Consider the following 20,891-nt stretch of genomic DNA (forward strand, 5'->3'; position numbering starts at 1 on the left):
GTGGAGGCCACGGCGCTCCCGCACCGGCTCAGCGCGCCCCGTCCGGGGCCGCCGCGTCGTCGGCGGGGGCCAGGCGCAGCGAGATCGAGTTGATGCAGTAGCGCAGGTCCGTGGGGGTGTCGTAGCCCTCGCCCGCGAAGACGTGACCCATGTGGGAGCCGCACGCCGCGCACCGCACCTCGATCCGCTCCATGCCCAGGGTGGTGTCCTTCAGGTACTCCACCCGGTCCTCCGCGAGCGGCGCGAAGAACGAGGGCCAGCCGCAGTGCGCGTCGAACTTCTCGTCCGAGCGGAACAGCTCGGACCCGCACGCCCGGCACGCGTACACGCCCTTCACGTGCGAGTCCCAGTACTCGCCCGTGAAGGGCCGCTCCGTGCCGGCCCGGCGCAGCACCTGGAACTCCTCGGGCGTGAGCCGTCGGGCCCACTCCTCGTCCGTCAGGCGGGCGCCGCCCGGGGCGGCCAGGGTCTGCTCGGGAGCCGGGGCGTCCCGCGCGGGGTCGGGGGTGGGGCCGTCATGGGGGGTGTGGGGAGTCTCGGTCATGCCCGGTGCAACGGTCCGGAGCGCCGTCGTGTTCCCGACCGGCGCCGCATTGGCGGGCGCGCCCGCCCGTGGAGGACAATGGCGCGCATGGCCGCACGACCCCGCCGTCCCCGTCCCCGCCCCGCCGACCTGCCGCCCGCCCTGGCCGCCGCCGTCACCGTGGCAGCCCGGCGGGCCGGGAGTCGCGAGTCCCGCGTCCGCCGAGCGGGCCGCCTGGTCCGCCGCGGAGTCACCGGATCGGTGCGCGGCGGCGTGGCCGTGGCCTCCCCGGTGGCCCGCTGGGCCCCGCCCGTGCTCAGCGTCGCCGCGGCCTCCGCCTTCGTGCTGGCCGGGGCGAGCTCGGCGCTCGCAGGCGTGTTCGCCCGCACCGTGGTGACCCCCGTGCGCCGCCACGCCGAGTCCACGCCGATCCTCGCCGTCGTCGACACGCCCGCCGGGCAGGACGTGATCCTGCAGGCCGACGAGTACACCACCGTGCCCGGCCAGTACTCCCTCACGTTCGACGACGGCGCCGGATGCGCCCGCATCGGGGAGATCACCTCCTTCGACCCCCGGGACGGCACGGTGCAGCGCGCGGTCGAGGAGGTCTTCTCCGGCGATCTGACGACGGCGACCCGGGGCCGGTTCACCGGCTTTGTCTACCCGACCCCCGCCGACGCCGGGCTCGACGCCGAGGACGTGCAGGTGCCGGTGCCCGGCGGCCACGCCCGCGCATGGCGCATCGAGCCGGACCCCAGCGAGGACGGCGAACCCCGTCCCGCGGAGGGGCTGTGGGCGGTGATGGTCCACGGCCGCGGCGCGCGCCGCAACGAGGGCATCCGCGCCGTGCCGACCGCCCGCCGCCTGGGCATGACGTCGCTGCTGATCTCCTACCGCAACGACGGCGACGCCCCGGACGCCGCCGACGCCCGCTACGGGCTCGGCACCACCGAATGGGAGGACGTCGAGGCGGCCATCCGCTACGCCCTCGACCACGGCGCCCGGGACGTCGTCCTCTTCGGCTGGTCCATGGGCGGGGCCGTGGTGCTGCAGACCGTGGACCGCTCCCCGCTGGCCCCGCACGTGCGCGGCGTGGTCCTGACGGGCCCCGTCATCGACTGGGTGGACGTGCTGCGCCACCAGGCCCGGCTCAACCGGATCCCCGAAGCCGTGGGCCTGCTCGGCCAGTGGCTGCTGGCCAACCGGGCCGGCCGGTTCATCACGGGCCTGGCCGCCCCCGTGGACCTCAAGGCCCTGGACTGGGTGACCCGCGCCGACCACGTGCGTGTGCCCACGCTGATCCTGCACTCCGAGGACGACGAGTACGTGCCCGTCGGCCCCTCGCAGGACCTGGCCGAGCGCAACCCGGACCTCGTGCGGTTCGTCCGCTTCCACCAGGCCCGCCACACCCGCGAGCAGAACGTGGACCCGCGCAAGTGGGACACCACCGTGCGCGGCTGGCTGCGCGCCGTGCTCAGCGCCCCCCGCCCCGGCGGCCGGGGGCGCTGACCGCGCTCAGGCCGCGGCGTCCGCCAGCCCCCGACGGCGCAGCAGCGGCTCGAGCTCGGCGTCCCGGCCACGGAACGCGCGGTAGGACTCCAGCAGGTCACGCGTATCGCCCCGCGAGAGCAGCTCGTCCGCGAACCGGCGGCCGTTCTCCCGCGTCATCCCGCCGTGCTCGCGGAACCACTCCACGGCGTCCGCGTCCAGCACCTCGGCCCACACGTAGGAGTAGTACCCGGCCGCGTAGCCGCCGCCGAAGATGTGCTTGAAGTAGCCGGTGCCGTAGCGCGGAGGCACCAGGTCCGGGTCGATGCCCGCCTCGGTCAGCACCCGGCGCTCGAACGCGGCCGGGTCGGCCGTGGCGGCGTCCACCGTCTCCTCCGTCAGCGAGTGCCAGGCCCAGTCCACGAGCGCCGCGCCCAAATACTCGACCGTGCGGTGCCCCTCGCCCCACAGGTCCGCCGCCTCGAGCCGCTCCAGCGTCCCCGCCGGCAGCGGCTCGCCCGACTCCACGTGCCGCGCGTACGCGGCCAGCAGGGACGGCTCGCGCAGCCACACCTCGTTAACCTGCGACGGGAACTCGACGACGTCGCGCGGCACGTTCGTCCCGGTGAGCGAGGCGTACTCGCCCCGGGCCAGCAGCCCGTGCAGGGCGTGGCCGAACTCGTGGAACAGCGTCGTGGCCTCATCCAGCGTCAGCAGGGCCGGACGCCCCGCCGCCGGGGCCGGCACATTCATCGTGGTGAACACCACCGGGCGCTCGCCCAGGGCGTCCGCCATGTCCCGCACCGTGTGCATCCAGGCACCGCCCGACTTGGTCGGCCGCGCGAACAGGTCCGCGACGAACAGACCCACCCCGGCACCGTCCTCACCCGTCACCTCGAACACCCGGATCCCGGGGCGGTACAGGTGCCGCGCCAGCTCCGGGCGCTCGGCGAACGTGAGCCCGTACAGCGCCGTCGCCGCCGCGAACACGCCCTCGGTCAGCACCCGGTCCAGCTCGAAGTACGGGCGCAGGGCGTCCGCGTCCACCGCGAACTCCTCCCGCGCGTACGCCGCGGACAGCGCCGGCCAGTCCCATGGGGCCACCTCGGCGTCCGTCCGGCCCGCGTGCGCCGCCGCCGTCGCCGCGTCCGCCCGCGCGTTGGCCATCGCCCGCGGCGCCATCGCGGCCAGCAGCTCCTCCACGGCCGCCGTCGACGGCGCCGCCCGGTCCTTCAGCGCCTGCTCGGCCCAGCTCTGCGCCCCCAGCAGCCGCGCCTTGCGCAGCCGCAGCCGCACCATCGCCATCGCCGTCGTCAGCGTCTCGTGCTCCCCGGCCCCGCCCCGGCCCGTCGACGCCTCGAACACCTCGCGCCGCATCCCCTCGTCCTGCAGGGACGCCAGCCACGGCTGCGACGTGAACAGGGACAGCGTCAGCAGCCACGGGCCCGCCGCCGCGTCCCCGTCCCCGTGCCCCGCCTCGGCGGCCGCCCCCGCCGCCGCGGCCAGGTCGTCCTCGCTCAGACCGGCCAGGCGCTCGCGGTCCGTGACGAGCACGGCGCGGGCCGCGGTGTCCGCGACGAGGCGGCGCGTGTAGGCGGCCGAGAGGGACGCCAGCTCCGTGTTGATCCCGCGCAGCTCCTCGCGCGCGGCGTCGTCCAGGTCCGCCCCCGCCAGGGAGAGGCGCAGGCGCAGCGCCTCCAGCAGGCGGGCGTCCTCGCCCGTGAGGCCGCCGTCGTCGATCGCCGCGACGCGCGCCGCCAGCCGCGGGTCCAGCAGGATCGCGTCCTCGTGGGCCGCGAGCTCGGGGGAGAGCTCCTCTGCCAGGGCCTGCCGCGCGTCCGTGCCGTCCGAGCCGACGAGCGTGAAGAACATGGCGGCGGAGCGGCGCAGCAGCTGGCCGGACAGCTCGAGCGCGCGGACGGTGTTCTCGAAGGTCGGCGCCGTGGCCGCCCCGAGGATCTGGTCGACCTCGGCGCGCTGGGCCGCCATCCCCGCGCGCACGGCCTCGGCCAGCTGCGCGTCGGAGACGGCGGAGAAGTCGGGCAGCCCGTAGGGCAGGTCGGAGGGGGTCGCCAGCGGGTGGTCGGCGGGCAGGACGGAGGGCGCGGAGGTGTGGGTCATGGGCGCGAGTGTAGTCAGCCGTGATCCGCGCCACCCCACCGGGCGTCGCTAGACTGGGCGGTCGAGCCAGCAGACGAGATCCAGACCTGAGGAGGCGTGATGGCAGGACATTCCAAATGGGCGACCACCAAGCACAAGAAGGCCGTCATCGACGCGCGGCGCGCCAAGGCGTTCGCGAAGTACATCAAGAACATCGAGGTCGCGGCACGTGCCGGCGGACCCGACGTCGCCGGCAACCCCGCCCTCGACCTGGCCGTGTCCAAGGCCAAGAAGGCCTCGGTGCCCAACGACAACATCGACCGCGCCGTCAAGCGCGGCGCCGGCCTGACCGGCGAGGTCATCGACTACGCCGAGATCATGTACGAGGTCCGCGGCCCCCAGGGCTCGGCGCTGCTGGTCGAGTGCCTGACCGACAACAAGAACCGCGCCGCCGCGGACGTGCGCGCGGCCGTCACCCGCAACGGCGGCACCATGGCGGACTCCGGCTCCGTCTCCTTCCTCTTCGAGCGCAAGGGCCTCGTGCGCCTGCCCACCGAGGGCAACACCGAGGACGGCCTGCTCGAGGCCGTGCTCGAGGGCGGCGCGGACGCCGAGGAGGTCGTCGTCTCCGGCGACTCCTTCGAGATCCTCTCGGACCCCTCCGACCTGCAGTCCGTGGCCAAGGCCCTCGACGAGGCGGGCGTGGAGTACGAGTCCGACGAGCTCGAGTTCGTCCCCACCATGAAGGTGGACCTGGACGCGTCGGGCGCCCGCACCTTCCTCAAGCTGGCCGATGCGCTCGAGGACCTCGACGACGTCCAGAACGTCTTCTCGAACGTGGACATCGCCCCCGAGGTCCTCGCCGAGCTCGACGAGGACTGATCGCGCTGAGCGCGCGCCGGCCCGCCGACGTCGTCCGGATCCTCGGGGTGGACCCGGGGCTCACCCGCTGCGGGATCGCCGTGGTGGACGTGGACGCGCGACGGCGGGCCGCGCTCGTCCACGTCGAGGTCACGGGCACCCCGCCCACCGCCCCCCTGGACCAGCGCCTCCTGCGCATCGACGAGGCCGTCTCCGCGGTCCTCGCCGCGCACCGGCCCGATCGCGCCGCCGTCGAGCGCATGTTCGCGAACACGAACACGCCGACCGTGCTGGGCACGGCCCAGGCCGCGGGCGTGGCGATCGCCGCGGCCGCGCGCGCCGGCGTCCCCGTGGGCCTGCACACCCCCTCCGAGGTCAAGGCCGCCGTCACCGGACACGGCGATGCGGGCAAGGAGCAGGTCACCACGATGGTCACCCGGATCCTCCGCCTCGACGCCCCGCCGCGCCCGGCCGACGCGGCCGACGCCCTCGCCTTGGCCATCGCCCACGGCTGGCGCGGCACCGCCCTCGGCGCGGCCGCCGGCCAGACCGGCCTCGACACCGCAGACCTCGCCTCCCGGGCGGGGCGCTCGCAGTTCGCCGCCAAGGCGCCCGCGCGCGCCCGCCCGCGGGGCCAGCTCACCGCCGCGCAGCGGGCCTGGCTCGACGCCGAGCGCTCGGCGGGCGGCGGGCGTCGCCGGTAAGCCGCTGCCGGGCCGGCGTTCGATGATATGTTCGAATCCGCGCCGACCGGCGTCCGTCCGTCCCGACAGGAGGGCCCCTCATGATCGCCTCGCTCAGCGGCACCGTCGAGCACGTGGCCCTCGACCGGGCGGTCATCGCCGTCGGCGGCCTGGGTGTGCAGTTCTCCGCCACCCCGCAGACGCTGTCCACCCTGCACGAGGGCCGGCCGGGGGCGGTGCAGACCCACCTCGTGGTCAAGGAGGACGCCCTGACCCTCTACGGCTTCGCGGACCGCGACGAGCGCGAGGTGTTCGAGGTGCTCATCACGGCCAACGGCGTGGGTCCCCGCCTCGCCCTGGCGATCCTCTCCGTCCACCACCCCGAGACCGTGCGCCGGGCGGTCACCGAGGAGGACGAGAAGACCCTCACCCGCGTGCCCGGCATCGGGCCGAAGATGGCGCGCAAGATCATCGTCGAGCTCTCCGGCCGCCTCGCGCCCACCGGGGAGCCGGTGCCCGAGGCGGAGGCCGAGGCGAGCGCCGAGCCGACCGTCGAGGCGCTCTGGCACGCCGACGTCGTGCAGGCGATGGCCGGCCTGGGCTGGTCCGAGAAGGAGGCGCTCAAGGCCGTCGAGGCCACCGTGGCGGCCCGCCCGGAGCTGGACGAGGGCCGCGACGTCGCCGCGCTGCTGCGCGCCACCCTGCGCGACGTCGGCATGGCCGGCGCGGTGCGAGGCGGGCGATGAGCGCGGAGTCCTCACCGCTGTCCGCGGCGGCCGTCGACCCGGAGGAGCGCCGGCTCGAGGCCGCGCTGCGCCCCAAGCACCTGGACGAGTTCGTGGGCCAGATGCGGGTGCGCGAGCAGCTGGACCTCATGCTCGCCTCCGCCCGGCTGCGGGACCGCGCCGCGGACCACGTCCTGCTCTCCGGCCCGCCCGGGCTCGGCAAGACCACGCTGGCGATGATCGTGGCCGCGGAGATGAACGCCCCCCTGCGGCTGTCCTCCGGCCCCGCGATCCAGCATGCGGGCGACCTCGCGGCCATCCTGTCCTCGCTCACCGAGGGTGAGGTGCTCTTCCTCGACGAGATCCACCGGATGTCCCGCCCGGCCGAGGAGATGCTCTACATGGCCATGGAGGACTTCCGCGTGGACATCGTGGTGGGCAAGGGCGCCGGCGCCACCTCGATCCCGCTCGAGCTGCCGCCCTTCACGCTCGTGGGCGCCACCACGCGGGCCGGCCTCCTGCCGGGGCCGCTGCGCGACCGCTTCGGCTTCACGGGCCACCTGGACTTCTACACCGAGGAGGAGCTCGAGCGCGTCCTGCGCCGCTCCGCCCTGCTGCTGGACATGCGGCTGGCCACGGAGGGGTACCGGCAGATCGCCCGGCGCTCGCGCGGCACCCCGCGCATCGCCAACCGGCTGCTGCGCCGGGTGCGGGACTGGGCGCTCGTGAAGGGGCTGGCCGAGGTCGGCCCGCACGACGCCGCCGCCGCCCTGGACATGTACGACGTCGACGGGCGGGGCCTGGACCGGCTCGACCGGTCCGTGCTCACCGCCCTGTGCACCACGTTCGGCGGCGGGCCCGTGGGGCTCAGCACGCTGGCCACCGCCGTGGGGGAGGAGGCCGAGACCGTGGAGACCGTGGCCGAGCCCTTCCTCATCCGCGAGGGCATGGTGGCGCGCACCCCCCGTGGCCGCGTCGCGCTGCCGGGGGCCTGGGAGCACCTGGGCCTCGCCGCTCCAGAGGCCACGCCGGGGCCGTGACGCCCAGGGCGGGCCCCTACACTGGACAGGCCCGCCCACCCCGAGCATCAGGAGTCCCCCATGCCCGTCGCCACCGCCGCGACCCTGCCCGTGATCGCCCAGCAGGCCCAGGGAGGCGGTGGCAGCTTGCTCATGCTCTTCGCCTTCGCCCTGCTCGCGGTGATGCTCTTCCTCTCCTTCCGCAAGGGCAAGAAGATGCAGCAGCAGCAGGCGCAGATGCGCAGCACCCTCGCCCCGGGCGTCGAGGTCATGACCGGCGCCGGCATCTTCGGCACCGTCGTGGCCGTGGACGCCGAGGCCCAGCGGGTGACGCTGGAGACCGCCCCGGGCACGCGCATGGACGTGCACCTGCAGGGCATCACCACCGTCGTGGAGCCCGAGACGGCCGCCGCGGCCGCCGCGCCCACCACGGACCCGTCGCGTCGGGATGACGCCCCCGGCACCGAGTACCGCGCCGACGACGCCGACCCGCGTCCGCGCCGCGACGACCTGGCCTGAGGCCCACCCACCCCTGCACACGCGGCCCCGCCTGGCGGGGCCGCTCGGATGTGACGGAAGCACCTGAGCAATGGCGAAGAGAACACCCTCCGGCTCCGCCGGGCGCACCCTGACCTGGCTGGCCGCCCTCCTCGTGGTCCTGGCCGCGATCCTCGGCGGGGGCGTGGCCTCCGGCGCGGCCTCCTGGGCTCCCAAGCTCGCCCTCGACCTCGAGGGCGGCACGCAGATGGTGCTGGCCCCCGAGACCTCGACGGGCGAGTCCGTCACCCCCGAGCAGCTGGACCAGGCCGTGGAGATCATCCGCCAGCGTGTGGACGGCTCCGGCGTGGCCGAGGCGGAGGTCGCCACGCAGGGCTCCCAGAACGTGGTCGTCTCCCTGCCCGGGGTCCCGGACGAGGAGACCCGCCGGCTGATCCAGGCGTCCGCGGACATGCAGTTCCGCCCCGTGCTGCAGTCCGGCTCGGGGGAGGCCACGCCCGAGGACCAGCGCCTGCCCGAAGACCAGCTGCCGAAGCCCGACGGCGAGCCGGCCGACGCCTACGACCCGAACTGGGTCACCCCGGCCCTGCTGGCCGAGTTCCAGGCCACGGACTGCACCGCCCCGCGGGACCCGGCCGCGCCCCCGCCGCCGTCCGACCGGGCGATCGTCGCCTGCCAGCCCTCCGAGGAGCTCGCCGACGGCGCCGTCACGTCCGCCCAGAAGTACATCCTGGGCCCCGTGGTCATCCCGGGCACCCAGATCAAGGGCGCGTCCAACGGCATGGCCCAGGCCCAGAGCGGCGTCTCCACCAACCAGTGGGTCGTCAACATCGAGTTCGACGAGGAGGGCACCAAGGCCTTCACGGAGGTCACCCAGAAGCTCACCCCGTACCCCGAGGGCGACCCGCGCAAGCAGTTCGCGATCCTGCTGGACGGGGACGTGATCTCCGCGCCGCAGTCCAACGTGGTCATCACCAACGGCAGCGCGCAGATCAGCGGCCCCACCCTGAACGAGCAGACGACGGCGCAGTTGGCCGAGCAGCTCAACTACGGCTCCCTGCCGATCTCCTTCTCGATCGAGTCCGAGCAGCAGATCTCCGCCACGCTCGGCCGGGACCAGCTCTTCTGGGGCCTGATCGCCGGCCTGATCGGCCTCGGCCTCGTGGCCGTGTACCAGTTCTTCCAGTATCGGGCCCTGGGCCTGCTGACCTTCGCCTCGATCATCGTGGCGGGCGTGCTGACGTGGCTGACCATCGCGATCCTGGGCTGGACGGACAACTACCGCCTGTCCCTCGCGGGCATCGCCGGGCTCATCGTGGCGATCGGTCTGACGGCGGACTCGTTCATCGTCTACTTCGAACGCATCAAGGACGAGCTGCGCGCGGGCCACACCGTGCCCGTCGCCGTGCACGAGGGCTGGAAGCGCGCCCGGCGGACGATCACCGCGTCCAAGGCCGTGAACCTGCTGGCCGCCGTCGTGCTGTACTTCGTGGCCGTCGGCAACGTGCGCGGCTTCGCGTTCACCCTCGGCCTCACCGCGATCGCCGACCTGATCGTGGTGTTCATGTTCACCCACCCGCTCATGGTGCTGTTGGCCCAGACCCGCTTCGTGGGCGAGGGACACCCGATGTCCGGACTGGACCCGTCGCTGTTGGGCGGGCCGTCCCTGTACCAGGGCGCCGGGCGCTTCCGCGAGCCCGCCACTGCCCCCCGCACCGGGCTCCCGGCGGAGGCCTCCGACGAGCCGGCCGCCGACGCCCCGCGCCCGCTCGCCGCGACGGGCGCCCCCCGCGCGGGCTCGTCCGCCCGGGGCGGCCGCCGCTCGCGCACCGCGCCGCCCATGACGATCGCCGAGCGACGCCGCGCCGAGCGCCGCCGCCAGGAGGAGGACCAGTGAACCGCTTCGCCGACTGGGGCAACGCCCTCTACTCGGGCCGCATCTCCTACCCGTTCATCCAGCGCTGGCGGCGGTGGTTCGCCCTCGCCGCCCTGCTGCTCGTCCTCGCCGGCGGCCTGACCGCCCTCCGCGGTGGCTTCAACCTCGGCATCGAGTTCCGGGGCGGCTCCGAGTTCACCGTCTCGCAGACGGCCTCCACCGACGTGGCCGCGGGCGAGCGCGCCGTGACCGACGTGCTGGCCGACGGCCACGCCACCGTCACGAACGTCGCCCCGGGCACCGTGCGCGTCCAGACCGAGCAGCTCGACGACGCCCAGACCCGAGCCGTGGCCGCGAACCTGCAGGAGGCCTACGGCGTCGGCCAGGACCAGGTGACCTCGACCTTCGTGGGGCCGACCTGGGGCGCCGCGGTGTCGCAGCAGGCCCTGATCGGCCTGGTGATCTTCGTGGTGCTCGTGACCCTGTTCATGGCCGTGTACTTCCGCACCTGGAAGATGTCCCTGGCCGCCGTGCTCGGCATGCTCTACGTGGTCGCGCTGACCGCCGGCATCTACGGCGCCACCGGCTTCGAGATCACGCCGTCGGCCATCATCGGCTTCCTCACGATCCTGTCGTACGCGCTCTACGACACCGTGGTGGTCTTCGACAAGATCCGCGAGAACACGATCGGGGCCGAGGAGGACCCGGAGCGCTCCTTCGTCGAGAACGTGAACCTCGCGGTGAACCAGACGCTCGTCCGGTCCATCACGACCTCCGTCGTCGGCATCCTGCCGGTCGGCTCGATCCTGTTCATCGGCGCGGGGCTGCTCGGTGCCGGCACGCTGCGGGACATCGCGCTCGCGCTGTTCGTGGGCATCATCGTGGGCACCCTGTCCACCCTGTTCCTCCAGGCGCCGCTGTACGCCCTGCTGCGCCGCAACGACCCGGACGTGCGCGACCACGACGCCCGGGCCGCGGCCCGCGCCGCCCGGGAGCGTGCCTCAGAGGCGGTCACCGATCCCGACGTCGCCCCCTGGGACGACGGCGCGCGACTCTGACGGAGCCGCTGCGGCCCCGGTGCACCTGCCACCGGGCCCGGCGGTCTTTCTGGGGCGGGGCGGGACGGGCGCGGGTAGACTCGCCGATCATCCCGGCCGGAGCGGTCGGGGCCGCACGAGTCAGGAGGCGTGGCCCATGAGCGAGCAGGACCCCACTCCCGTCCCGGTCCGGCCCCGCGGCCGGATCGCACGCCTGACCGGCCGGCACGCCACCGAGTACTCGCCCCTGCTCGAGCCGCTGATGCGCACGGTGCGGCAGCGAGCCACCAAGACCGAGCTGGCCGACATCGTCCGCGCCTTCGAGGTCGCCCGCGCGGCACACGAGGGGCAGATGCGGCGCTCCGGGGACCCGTACATCACCCACCCCGTCGCGGTCGCCACGATCCTCGCCGAGATCGGCGTGACCGGCCCGACCCTCCTGGCGGCCCTGCTGCACGACACCGTCGAGGACACGGACTACTCCCTGGAGCGCCTGCGCGCCGACTTCGGCTCCGACGTCGCCCTCCTCGTGGACGGCGTGACCAAGCTGGACAAGGTGACCTACGGCGCCGCGGCGCAGGCCGAGACCGTGCGCAAGATGGTCATCGCGATGGCCCAGGACGTGAACGTCCTGCTCATCAAGCTCGCCGACCGGCTGCACAACGCGCGGACGTGGCGGTACGTCTCCCCGGAGTCCAGCGCCCGCAAGGCCCAGGAGACCTTGGACATCTACGCCCCGCTGGCCCACCGGCTCGGCATGAACACCGTCAAGTGGGAGCTCGAGGACCTCTCCTTCGCCGCCCTCAAGCCCAAGATGTACGCGGAGATCGTGCGCCTCGTGGGGGAGCGCAACCCGGAGCGGGAGAAGCACATCGCGGCGCTGCGCACCGTGATCGAGGAGCACCTGCGCGAGCACCGGATCCGGGCGACCGTCACCGGACGGCCGAAGCACTACTACTCGATCTACCAGAAGATGGTGACGCGCGGGAAGGACTTCGACGACATCCACGACCTCACGGGCATCCGGGTGCTCGTGGACTCCGTGCGTGACTGCTACGCCGTGCTCGGCGTCATCCACGCGCGCTGGAACCCGGTCCCGGGCCGGTTCAAGGACTACATCGCGGTCCCGAAGCTCAACATGTACCGCTCCCTGCACACCACGGTGATGGTGCCGGGCGGCAAGCCGGTGGAGATCCAGATCCGCACGCAGGAGATGCACCGCCAGGCCGAGTACGGCGTCGCCGCGCACTGGCGGTACAAGGCCCAGGTCGCCGGCCAGGCGCCGGTGCAGGCCACGCCGGCCTGGCTGCGCTCGGTGATGGACTGGCAGGCGGACACCCGGGACCCGGACGAGTTCCTCGCCTCGCTGCGCACCCAGATCGGGGCGGACGAGGTGTACGTCTTCACGCCGAAGGGGGAGATCCGCACCCTGCCGGCCGGCTCCACGCCCGTGGACTTCGCCTACGCCATCCACACCGACGTCGGCCACCGCACCATCGGCGCCCGGGTCAACGACAAGCTCGTCCCGCTGTCCACGCCGCTCAGCCACGGCGACACCGTGGAGGTCTTCACCTCGCGCGCCGAGGACGCGGGGCCGAGCCGGGATTGGCTGGGCTTCGTGGTCTCGCCGCGGGCCCGGTCCAAGATCCGTCACCACTTCGCCACGCAGCGCCGCGACGAGCAGGCCGACCGGGGACGCGAGTCGCTGACCCGTCAGCTGCGCAAGGCCGGCATGGCCGTGCAGCAGGTGCTCGGCGGCGAGGAGCTGGTGCAGGTGGCCACGGATCTCGGCTACGCGGACCTCGACGGGCTGTTCGTGGCCCTCGGCGACGGCCACGTGTCCGCCCAGTCCGTGCAGGAACGCGTCGCGGAGCGCCTCGCTCCGCCGACGCCGACGCAGGCCGAGCCGGAGGGCGAGCTGACCGTCGGCGAGGTGGACCTGCAGGAGCTGGTCCCGGCCCAGTCGCGGCGCGCCCCCGCGCGGGCCACCAACGACGCCGGCGTGCTCGTGGACGGCGACGGCGGCGTCATGGCCAAGCTGGCACGGTGCTGCAACCCGGTGCCGCCGGACGCCATCGACGGGTTCGTCACCCGCGGCTCCGGGGTCTCCGTGCACCGGGTCGACTGTCCCAACCTGGCGACCCTGCTCGCGCAGGAGCCGGAGCGCCGCACCCCGGTCAGCTGGGCGCCGTCGCGGGACACCGTCTACCTGGTGGAGATCCAGATCGAGGCGCTGGACCGCAAGTCGCTGCTCTCCGACGTCACCCGGGTCCTCTCCGAGAACCACGTGAACATCCTCTCGGCCTCCGTGAACACCACCCGCGACCGCGTGGCGATGAGCCGGTTCGTCTTCGAGATGGGCGACCCCCGGTTCCTCGGCCACGTGATCGACGCGGTGCGCCGCATCGACGGCGTCTTCGACGTGCACCGCACCTGAGCCTCCCGGCCTCAGTCGGGGACGTCCAGCGCCGCCAGCAGCGCGCCCAGCCGGCGCCGGGCCGCCACGACGCCGGCACGGCGGGTCCGGCGGGCCAGCCGCTCCCGCAGCCCGGCGGCGCCGTGGGCGCCGATCACGGCGGCCGCGCGCCGCGCCGCATCCGGGTCGGCGCTGAGCAGCAGGTCTTCGACTGTCCGGGCGGGCGTCGTGACCCGCACGGGGCCGAAGCGGAGCACGTCGTGCTCGGCGGGGGCGACGCCCGTGGCATCGGCCGCGACGTCCGACTGCGTGAGCGTCCAGGGCAGCAGGCCCCCGCCGGCGGGGCGCCGGTGGAAGTGCGGCACGGCCGCGTGCAGCCGCCCGGGCGCCGCGCCGCCGGCCAGGATCCAGGCCGCCGACGGGCCGATCGCGGTCCAGCCGGCGGCCAGGAGCGGGCCGCCGAGGGTCCACAGGGCAGCGGCCCGGACCGCGGGATCGTCCGCGGCGTCCGGCCGCGCCCACACCCCGGGCAGCAGCGGCCGCACGGCGCCCCGCGCGCCGAGCGCCTGCAGCTCCGGCTCCGTGAAGGGGTCGCCCGCCAGCACGAGTGCCCCGGTCGGGGCGGTCTCCTCGATCGTCACGGTCGTCATGCCCGGATCCTGCCAGAGACGGGGACGCCCCCGCGGCCGCCTGTGGACAGGCGGGCCGCGGGGGCGTGCTCGAGACGGGTGGGGCTCAGCGGAGCTCGGAGGCCGAGGCCTCGAGGGCCTGCTTCCACTGCAGGCGCGCGTCGAGCGCCTCCTGGGCCTTCTTGACGGCGCGCTGGTCGCCCCGGGCCTGGGCCCGGGCGAGATCCGCCTCGAGCCCCGCGATGGTCTCCTCGAGCTGCGTGAGGGCGGAGTTCGTGCGGGCCTTGGTCTCCGGGTCGGTGCGGCGCCAGTGCTCGTTCTCCGCCTGCTTGAGGGCGTCCTCGAGCTTGCGGAAGCCCTCCTCCATCCGGCGGACGTCCCCGCGGGGCACGCGGCCGGCATCCTCCCACCGCCCGCGCAGCTCGTTGAGCGCGCGCCGTCCGGCCTTGACGTCCGTGAAGGGGAGCAGCTTCTGGCCGTCGGCGAGGATCTGCTCCTTCACCTTCAGGTTGGCCCCGTACTCGCGGTCGATCTCCTGGTTCGCGGCCTTGCGGGCGGCGAAGAAGACGTCCTGGGCGGCGCGGAAGCGGGCCCAGAGGGCGTCGTCCTCCTTGCGGGAGGCCCGGGGGGCGCGCTTCCACTCGTCCATCAGGTCGCGGTACTTGCCGGCGGTCACGCCCCAGTCGGTGGACGTGGACAGCTCCTCGGCGCGGGCGATGAGGCGCTCCTTGACCTGCTTGGCCTCGGCCGAGGCGGCGTCCAGCCGGGAGAAGTGGGCGCGGCGGGTCTTGTCGAACGTGGTGCGGGCGCCGCGGAAGCGCTTCCACAGGTCGTCCTCGACCGACTTGGCCAGACGCGGACCGGCCTTCTGGGCGGCCTTCCACTGCTCGAACAGCTCCGTCATGCGCTTGGACGCGGTCTTCCAGGGCATCCGCTCGGCCGGGGTCTGGGCGAAGGTCTCGGCCTCGGCGACGATGGCCTCGCGGGTGGCCAGCTGCTCGGCCTGGGCGGCCTGCCGGGCCTCCTGTTCCGCGGCGCGGTAGTCGCCCAGGAGGGTCTCCAGGGCCGCCAGGCGGGTGCGGAGGGCGTCCATGTCGCCGACCATGTGGCGCTCGTTCACCGCGGTCGTCATCTGACCCAGCGCGCGGCCCAGCTCACCCGAGGGGGCGCCGGCGGCGATGCGCTGCTCGAACAGGGCCATCTGGGCGCGCACGTCGTCGTACTTGCGCACGAAGTACGCCAGCGCGTCCTCGGTGCTCGCGTCCGGCACCTGGCCGACCGCGTGCTCCTCCTGCCCGTCCAGCAGCGTGACGTGGCCGTCCTCGCTCACCCGGGCGAACCTGGCGGCCTCCTCCACCGGGGTGGGCGGCACGGTCGGGGCCACGACGGGGGCCGGGGCGACGGACGCGGCGGCGGGCGTCGCGGGGCGCACGGCGGCCGGGCTGGCCTTCTTCATCGCGGCCGGGGAGGGCACGGCGGGCGTCTCGGCGGGCTGGGAGGAATCACCGTGCGCCGGGGCGTCGGGGACGATCTCGGGGACGGGCCGGGCCTCGGCGGGCACGGTCGTATCGGCGGCCTCGGCCGACGCGGGGGTGGACTCGGTGGCGGGGGACTGCTGGTCGTCGGGCTGCATGTGATTGGTCACCGCTGGAACTCTCCCTGACTGCGCCGGCACGCAGTCGTCGAGGGATGCGGCCGGTCGGGATGGACACGAACAGGGCCAGCGTACCGGGCCGGACAGCGCCCGCGCCTAGAATGGGCCGGTGCGCCGGCGGGGGACCGTCGCGCGTCCCCGCCGTCGTCGTCTCGAAGGATCGCCATGTCCCGCAAGGCCTCCCTGTCCGGTTTCCACGAGTGGCTGCCCGCCGAGCGGCTCGTGGAGCAGCACGTGCTCGACACGCTGCGGCGGACCTTCGAGCTGCACGGGTTCGCCGGCATCGAGACCCGTGCCGTGGAGACCCTGGGCCAGCTGCTGCGCAAGGGCGAGGTGGACAAGGAGGTCTACGCGGTCTCGCGCCTGGCCGAGGACGAGGAGGTCGCCGCGGGCCTGCGCGATCCCAAGGACCCGGCCGACCCCAAGCGCCTGGCCCTGCACTTCGACCTCACCGTGCCGTTCGCCCGCTACGTCGTGGAGAACGCCGGCCACCTCGCCTTCCCCTTCCGTCGCTACCAGATGCAGAAGGTCTGGCGCGGGGAGCGCCCTCAGGAGGGCCGCGCCCGCGAGTTCACCCAGGCGGACATCGACGTCGTCGGCGACGGCGCCCTCTCGCCCCGGTACGACGCCGACGTCGCACTGGTGATGGCCGAGGCGCTCGGCGCCCTGCCGATCGGCGACTTCCTCATCCGCGTGAACAACCGCAAGCTCGCCGAGGGCTTCTACCGGGGCATCGGCCTGGAGGACACCGCCGGCGTGCTGCGCAGCATCGACAAGCTGGAGAAGGTCGGCCCGGAGGAGGTCGCGCGGCTGCTCCAGGAGGAGGTCGGCGCGAGCCCCGAGCAGGCTGCGCAGGCGCTGGCCCTGGCGGACATCCGCACGTCGGACACCTCGTTCGTCGAGCGGGTCCGCGCCCTGGGGGTGACCCACGAGCTGCTCGAGGAGGGGCTGACCGAGCTGGCCGACGTCGTCGCCACCCTGCACCGCCGCGCCCCCGGGCGCGCCGTGGCGGACCTGTCCATCGCGCGCGGCCTGGACTACTACACGGGCACCGTCTACGAGACCGTCCTGGTGGGCCACGAGCAGCTCGGCTCGATCTGCTCGGGCGGCCGCTACGACGCGCTCGCGTCCAAGGGGAACCGCGTGTTCCCCGGTGTCGGACTGTCCATCGGCGTGACGCGGCTGGTGATGCGCATGCTGTCCCAGCAGATGGCCGTGGCCTCCCGCTCCGTGCCGACCGCGGTGTACGTGGCGCTGACGGCGGACGAGGACTGGTCCGAGGCCCAGGACGTCGCGGCCCTGCTGCGGGAGCGCGGCATCCCCGCGGAGGTCGCGGTGTCCGCGGAGAAGTTCGGCAAGCAGATCAAGTATGCGGACCGCCGCGGCATCCCGTTCGTCTGGTTCATGGGTCGGGACGACGCCGGCGCGCGGGTCCACGAGGTGAAGGACATCCGCTCCGGCGAGCAGCACGCCGCGGACCCGGCCGACTGGACCCCGCCGGCCGAGGACCTGCTGCCGCAGGTCGCCCGCGCGCAGGACTGAGCGGACGCGGCCGCTATGCCGGCCCCGGTGTGCGGCGGCGGTGGGTGTCTGCGCGTCGGGTCACCGGCCCCGGCGCCCGGCCCGCACGAACGCGCGCCCGCCCACCCCGATCAGGAACACGCCCGCCATCGCGGCCACGGACATCGGCGGCAGGCTGAGGGCGAGCAGCAGGCACAGGGCCAGGCCCAGGACGTTGACGGCGCGGGGCACGCGCAGCGGGCGCAGCGGGCGCGGCCGGGCCGGGCGGCGGCCGTCGTCGTCCCCGCGCAGGGTCAGGGCGGACAGGTTCGCCACCGCGTAGTAGACGAGCACGCCGAACGAGCTGAAGCCCACCACGGTGAGGATGTCCGTGGTGAGCAGGAGCAGGATCACGGCCGCGGCCAACGTCAGCTGAGCCGTCCACGGCGTGCCGGTCCCCGCATGGACCCGTGCCAGGGGGCGGGGCAGGTCGGACTCGCGGGCCATGGCCAGGGCGGTGCGGGAGATGCCCGTCAGCAGGTTGAGCATGGCCCCGGCCGCGGCGAGGGCGGCGCCGGCCACCGCCACCCAGCCCCAGCCGGAGCCCAGGGCGGTCTCGAGCAGGTCGCGCACGGGCGCCGGGGACCGGGCCAGCCCGGAGGTCCCGAGGCCCGAGATCAGCGCCGTGGCGAGCAGCAAGTACAGCGCCACGGTCACGGCGAGGGCGATCAGGATGGCGCGCGGGATCGTGCGTGCGGGGTCGATGACCTCCTCACCCATGGTGGCCACGCGCGCGTAGCCGGCGAACGCGAAGAACAGGACGCCCGCGCCCATGAGCACGCCCTGCACGGGGGAGTCGACGCCGAGCGCCGCGGCCGAGCCCCCGGGGGCCTCGCGCGCCAGGCCTGCGCCGATGGCCAACACGAGCACGGCGAGCACGGGCACGAGGATCGCCAACGTCGCCTGCGCGGTCCGCGTCACGCCCGCCATCGCCACCCCGGTGAGCACGACGACGGCGGCCACGCCCGTCCACCGGGCCGCGGCGGCGTCGTCGGGGAAGAGGTACAGGCCGAGGGTGGCCGCCATCGCGGCCACCGACGCGGTCTTGCCCGTGACGAAGCCCCAGCCGGCGACGAAGCCGGCCCACGGGTGCAGCTGCCGCCGGCCGTAGACGTAGGCGCCGCCGGACTCGGGGTGGACGGTGGCCAGCTGCGCCGTGGACAGGGCGTTGCACAGGGCCGCGACGGCCGCGACCGCCAGGGCCCCGTACAGCAGGCCGGGGTGGCCGCCGGTGAGCGCGGCCGCCAGGCCGATCGCGGTGAACACGCCCGCGCCGATCATCGAGCCGAGGCCGATCGCGACGGCGTGGAGCAGGGTCAGGCGGCGCTGCAGGGCGGCGGTCATGACGGGGTCCTCCTGGGCTGGGGCAGTGTGGACGGGGCACTAGACTGACGGGAACGGCGCGCGCCCGCCCCGCAGGCGTATCACACGGCGTCGACCATCACATGAACCCCGCACATCGTCCGGCGACCGGACGGAGAGGATCCTCGTGCTGCGCACCCACTCCCTCGGCGAGCTCAACGCCTCGCTCATCGGCCAGACCGTCACCGTCACCGGCTGGGTGGCGCGGCGGCGAGACCACGGCGGCGTGGCCTTCGTGGACCTGCGCGACGCCTCGGGCTTCGCCCAGGTCGTGGTGCGGGACGAGGCGGACTTCGACCCGCTGCGCAACGAGTGGGTCCTGCAGGTCACCGGCACGGTCGAGCGCCGCCCCGAGGGCAATGAGAACCCGAACCTGCCCTCCGGTGAGATCGAGCTGATCGCGGAGACCGTGACGGTGCTCAACACCGCCGCCGCGCTGCCGTTCCAGGTGGACGAGCACGTGGAGGTCGGCGAGGAGGCCCGGCTGCGCCACCGCTACCTGGACCTGCGCCGCCCGCAGCCCTCGCGCATCATGCGCCTGCGCTCCGAGGTCAACCGGACGGCGCGCGAGCTGCTGCACGGCGAGGGCTTCGTGGAGGTCGAGACCCCGACACTCACGCGCTCGACGCCGGAGGGCGCCCGCGACTTCCTCGTCCCGGCCCGCCTGGCTCCCGGCTCCTGGTACGCCCTGCCGCAGTCACCGCAGCTGTTCAAGCAGCTGCTGCAGGTGGGCGGGATCGAGAAGTACTACCAGATCGCCCGCTGCTACCGCGACGAGGACTTCCGCGCGGACCGCCAGCCCGAGTTCACCCAGCTGGACATCGAGGCCTCCTTCGTGGAGCAGGACGACGTGATCGCCCTCGGCGAGAAGATCGTCAAGGCCCTGTGGGCCCTCGTCGGTGTGGACGTCCCGACGCCGATCCGCCGCATGACCTACGCCGAGGCGATGGAGAAGTACGGCTCGGACAAGCCGGACCTGCGCTTCGGCCTCGAGCTGACGGACCTGACCGAATACTTCAAGGACACCCCGTTCCGCGTGTTCCAGAACGAGTACGTGGGCGCCGTCGTGATGCCGGGCGGCGCCTCCCAGGCCCGCCGCACCCTCGACGCGTGGCAGGAGTGGGCCAAGCAGCGCGGCGCCAAGGGCCTGGCCTACGTGCTCATCCAGGAGGACGGCGAACTGACCGGCCCGGTGTCCAAGAACATCTCCGAGGAGGAGAAGGCCGGGCTGGCCGCCGCCGTGGGCGCGAACCCGGGCGACTGCGTGTTCTTCGCCGCCGGGAAGCCGAAGGAGTCCCGCGCGCTGCTGGGTGCGGCCCGCGTGGAGATCGGCCGTCGCTGCGGGCTGTTCACCGATGCCGGTGACGGCGTGGCCGCGAAGGACGCCGACTGGGCGTTCGTGTGGGTCGTGGACGCGCCGATGTTCGAGCCGGCGGCCGACGCCGTGGCCTCGGGCGACGTCGCCGTGGGTGCGGGCGCCTGGACCGCCGTGCACCACGCGTTCACCTCGCCCAAGCCGGAGTTCGCGGACACCTTCGACACCGACCCGGGCGCGGCCCTGGCGTATGCGTACGACATCGTGTGCAACGGCAACGAGATCGGCGGCGGTTCCATCCGCATCCACCGTCGGGACGTGCAGGAGCGCGTGTTCGAGGTCATGGGCTTGTCCCCGGAGGAGGCGAACGAGAAGTTCGGCTTCCTGCTCGAGGGCTTCAAGTACGGCGCCCCGCCGCACGGCGGCATCGCGTTCGGCTGGGACCGCGTGGTCGCCCTGCTGGCCGGCACCGACTCGATCCGCGAGGTCATCGCGTTCCCGAAGACCGGCGGCGGCTTCGACCCGCTGACGGCCGCACCGGCGCCCATCACCGCCCAGCAGCGCAAGGAGGCCGGCGTCGACGCGCAGCCGGAGCCGAAGCAGGCCGAGGCCGAGCCGGAGGCCTGATCCGGGTCCGCGGCGGGCCCGCCTCAGCCGCGCCGCGGACCGGCCAGCTCGTCCGAGTCCACGATCAGCGTGAACGGCCCGGAGTTGGTGAGGGAGACGTCCATCTTCGCGCCGAACACCCCGCGCTCCACGCGCACGCCGGCGGCCTCGAGCTCGGCCGTGAACCGCTCGTAGAGCGGCTCGGCCTGGTTGCCCTTCGCCGCGCGCGTCCAGGACGGCCGCCGGCCCTTCCGCACGTCGCCGTACAGCGTGAACTGGCTGACGACGAGCGCCGGGGCACCGGCGTCGGTGAGGGACCGCTCGCCGTCGAGCATGCGGAGCCCGGCCACCTTGCGGGCCACCTGGACGGCCTCGGCCTCCGTGTCCGTGACTGACACTCCGAGCAGGATCACCAGCCCCTCGCCCTCGAAGGAGCCGACCACCTCGCCATCCACGACGACGGAAGCGGAACGGGCGCGTTGCAGAACGGCTCTCATGCAGCCATTCTGCAACGCGCCCGGAACCGGTCCGCGTCAGCG

The 20,891-nt window shown here is 74.1% G+C and carries 17 protein-coding genes; 11 read left to right on the forward strand and 6 right to left on the reverse strand.

Annotated elements, in window-relative coordinates; all coding sequences use genetic code 11:
* Positions 1–28: 28 nt before the first annotated feature.
* Positions 29–544: a peptide-methionine (R)-S-oxide reductase MsrB gene (gene msrB, locus O3T09_RS06860; RefSeq protein ID WP_144819011.1), complete on the reverse strand. Its 516-nt coding sequence runs from the start codon at positions 542–544 to the stop codon at positions 29–31.
* An 87-nt stretch (positions 545–631) separates the two neighbouring features.
* Here msrB and O3T09_RS06865 point away from each other — a divergent pair, with 87 nt between their 5' ends.
* Positions 632–2,032, forward strand: a complete 1,401-nt coding sequence (locus tag O3T09_RS06865; protein WP_144819013.1) for an alpha/beta hydrolase family protein — start codon at positions 632–634, stop codon at positions 2,030–2,032.
* A 6-nt stretch (positions 2,033–2,038) separates the two neighbouring features.
* Here O3T09_RS06865 and O3T09_RS06870 read toward each other — a convergent pair whose 3' ends face one another.
* Positions 2,039–4,132: a M3 family metallopeptidase gene (locus tag O3T09_RS06870; RefSeq protein ID WP_049147643.1), complete on the reverse strand. Its 2,094-nt coding sequence runs from the start codon at positions 4,130–4,132 to the stop codon at positions 2,039–2,041.
* Between the two features lie 99 nt (positions 4,133–4,231).
* Between O3T09_RS06870 and O3T09_RS06875 the strand changes: the two genes are divergently transcribed.
* The 8 genes from O3T09_RS06875 to O3T09_RS06910 all read left to right on the forward strand — a co-directional run bounded on the left by O3T09_RS06875 (position 4,232) and on the right by O3T09_RS06910 (position 13,247).
* Positions 4,232–4,993: a YebC/PmpR family DNA-binding transcriptional regulator gene (locus O3T09_RS06875; protein ID WP_049147641.1), complete on the forward strand. Its 762-nt coding sequence runs from the start codon at positions 4,232–4,234 to the stop codon at positions 4,991–4,993.
* Positions 4,994–5,040: 47 nt separating this feature from the next.
* Positions 5,041–5,676: a crossover junction endodeoxyribonuclease RuvC gene (ruvC, locus tag O3T09_RS06880; RefSeq protein WP_036317938.1), complete on the forward strand. Its 636-nt coding sequence runs from the start codon at positions 5,041–5,043 to the stop codon at positions 5,674–5,676.
* 80 nt (positions 5,677–5,756) lie between these two features.
* Positions 5,757–6,401 carry a Holliday junction branch migration protein RuvA gene (ruvA, locus tag O3T09_RS06885; protein WP_049147639.1) on the forward strand — a complete coding sequence of 215 codons (645 nt, stop codon included), beginning with the start codon at positions 5,757–5,759 and terminating at the stop codon, positions 6,399–6,401.
* Complete coding sequence (ruvB, locus tag O3T09_RS06890; protein WP_144819690.1) at positions 6,398–7,420, forward strand: Holliday junction branch migration DNA helicase RuvB; 1,023 nt, start codon at positions 6,398–6,400, stop codon at positions 7,418–7,420. Before ruvA ends, ruvB begins: the two co-directional genes overlap by 4 nt.
* Before the next feature lie 60 nt (positions 7,421–7,480).
* Positions 7,481–7,918: a preprotein translocase subunit YajC gene (gene yajC, locus O3T09_RS06895; protein ID WP_049147635.1), complete on the forward strand. Its 438-nt coding sequence runs from the start codon at positions 7,481–7,483 to the stop codon at positions 7,916–7,918.
* A 70-nt stretch (positions 7,919–7,988) separates the two neighbouring features.
* The gene (gene secD / locus O3T09_RS06900; RefSeq protein WP_230297435.1) at positions 7,989–9,794 is read left to right on the forward strand and encodes a protein translocase subunit SecD; all 1,806 of its coding nucleotides are present in this window, start codon (positions 7,989–7,991) and stop codon (positions 9,792–9,794) included.
* On the forward strand, positions 9,791–10,831 hold the full coding sequence (gene secF / locus O3T09_RS06905) for a protein translocase subunit SecF (RefSeq protein WP_036317952.1): 1,041 nt from the start codon (positions 9,791–9,793) through the stop codon (positions 10,829–10,831). The genes secD and secF overlap by 4 nt, the downstream gene beginning before the upstream one ends.
* Before the next feature lie 136 nt (positions 10,832–10,967).
* Positions 10,968–13,247 carry a RelA/SpoT family protein gene (locus O3T09_RS06910; protein WP_136939972.1) on the forward strand — a complete coding sequence of 760 codons (2,280 nt, stop codon included), beginning with the start codon at positions 10,968–10,970 and terminating at the stop codon, positions 13,245–13,247.
* An 11-nt stretch (positions 13,248–13,258) separates the two neighbouring features.
* Here the strand turns inward: O3T09_RS06910 and O3T09_RS06915 are convergent, their stop codons facing one another.
* A complete protein-coding gene (locus tag O3T09_RS06915; RefSeq protein WP_036380977.1) occupies positions 13,259–13,876 on the reverse strand; it encodes a hypothetical protein in 618 nt (205 codons plus the stop codon).
* An 85-nt stretch (positions 13,877–13,961) separates the two neighbouring features.
* A complete protein-coding gene (locus tag O3T09_RS06920) occupies positions 13,962–15,500 on the reverse strand; it encodes a DUF349 domain-containing protein (protein ID WP_036380974.1) in 1,539 nt (512 codons plus the stop codon).
* 174 nt (positions 15,501–15,674) lie between these two features.
* On the opposite strand from O3T09_RS06920, the gene hisS reads away from it, so the two are divergent.
* Positions 15,675–17,051 carry a histidine--tRNA ligase gene (hisS, locus tag O3T09_RS06925; RefSeq protein WP_036313678.1) on the forward strand — a complete coding sequence of 459 codons (1,377 nt, stop codon included), beginning with the start codon at positions 15,675–15,677 and terminating at the stop codon, positions 17,049–17,051.
* 60 nt (positions 17,052–17,111) lie between these two features.
* On the opposite strand, the gene O3T09_RS06930 is transcribed toward hisS, so the two are convergent.
* Entirely contained in the window at positions 17,112–18,413 is a 1,302-nt protein-coding gene (locus tag O3T09_RS06930) for an APC family permease (RefSeq protein WP_136939974.1), read from the reverse strand.
* 145 nt (positions 18,414–18,558) lie between these two features.
* On the opposite strand from O3T09_RS06930, the gene aspS reads away from it, so the two are divergent.
* Positions 18,559–20,373: an aspartate--tRNA ligase gene (gene aspS, locus O3T09_RS06935; RefSeq protein WP_136939975.1), complete on the forward strand. Its 1,815-nt coding sequence runs from the start codon at positions 18,559–18,561 to the stop codon at positions 20,371–20,373.
* Between the two features lie 23 nt (positions 20,374–20,396).
* On the opposite strand, the gene dtd is transcribed toward aspS, so the two are convergent.
* Complete coding sequence (gene dtd, locus O3T09_RS06940) at positions 20,397–20,849, reverse strand: D-aminoacyl-tRNA deacylase (RefSeq protein WP_036313682.1); 453 nt, start codon at positions 20,847–20,849, stop codon at positions 20,397–20,399.
* Positions 20,850–20,891: the final 42 nt, after the last annotated feature.

It is taken from the genome of Micrococcus sp. H39-S4 (assembly GCF_027158145.1).
Lineage (GTDB): Bacteria > Actinomycetota > Actinomycetes > Actinomycetales > Micrococcaceae > Micrococcus > Micrococcus luteus.

What these genes read in the sequence shown, in the direction of transcription:
- msrB (WP_144819011.1), bottom strand. Translation starts at nt 544, where the DNA reads ATGACCGAGACTCCCCACACCCCCCATGACGGCCCCACCCCCGACCCC.
- O3T09_RS06865 (WP_144819013.1), top strand. Translation starts at nt 632, where the DNA reads ATGGCCGCACGACCCCGCCGTCCCCGTCCCCGCCCCGCCGACCTGCCG.
- O3T09_RS06870 (WP_049147643.1), bottom strand. Translation starts at nt 4,132, where the DNA reads ATGACCCACACCTCCGCGCCCTCCGTCCTGCCCGCCGACCACCCGCTG.
- O3T09_RS06875 (WP_049147641.1), top strand. Translation starts at nt 4,232, where the DNA reads ATGGCAGGACATTCCAAATGGGCGACCACCAAGCACAAGAAGGCCGTC.
- ruvA (WP_049147639.1), top strand. Translation starts at nt 5,757, where the DNA reads ATGATCGCCTCGCTCAGCGGCACCGTCGAGCACGTGGCCCTCGACCGG.
- ruvB (WP_144819690.1), top strand. Translation starts at nt 6,398, where the DNA reads ATGAGCGCGGAGTCCTCACCGCTGTCCGCGGCGGCCGTCGACCCGGAG.
- yajC (WP_049147635.1), top strand. Translation starts at nt 7,481, where the DNA reads ATGCCCGTCGCCACCGCCGCGACCCTGCCCGTGATCGCCCAGCAGGCC.
- secD (WP_230297435.1), top strand. Translation starts at nt 7,989, where the DNA reads ATGGCGAAGAGAACACCCTCCGGCTCCGCCGGGCGCACCCTGACCTGG.
- O3T09_RS06910 (WP_136939972.1), top strand. Translation starts at nt 10,968, where the DNA reads ATGAGCGAGCAGGACCCCACTCCCGTCCCGGTCCGGCCCCGCGGCCGG.
- O3T09_RS06915 (WP_036380977.1), bottom strand. Translation starts at nt 13,876, where the DNA reads ATGACGACCGTGACGATCGAGGAGACCGCCCCGACCGGGGCACTCGTG.
- hisS (WP_036313678.1), top strand. Translation starts at nt 15,675, where the DNA reads ATGTCCCGCAAGGCCTCCCTGTCCGGTTTCCACGAGTGGCTGCCCGCC.
- O3T09_RS06930 (WP_136939974.1), bottom strand. Translation starts at nt 18,413, where the DNA reads ATGACCGCCGCCCTGCAGCGCCGCCTGACCCTGCTCCACGCCGTCGCG.
- dtd (WP_036313682.1), bottom strand. Translation starts at nt 20,849, where the DNA reads ATGAGAGCCGTTCTGCAACGCGCCCGTTCCGCTTCCGTCGTCGTGGAT.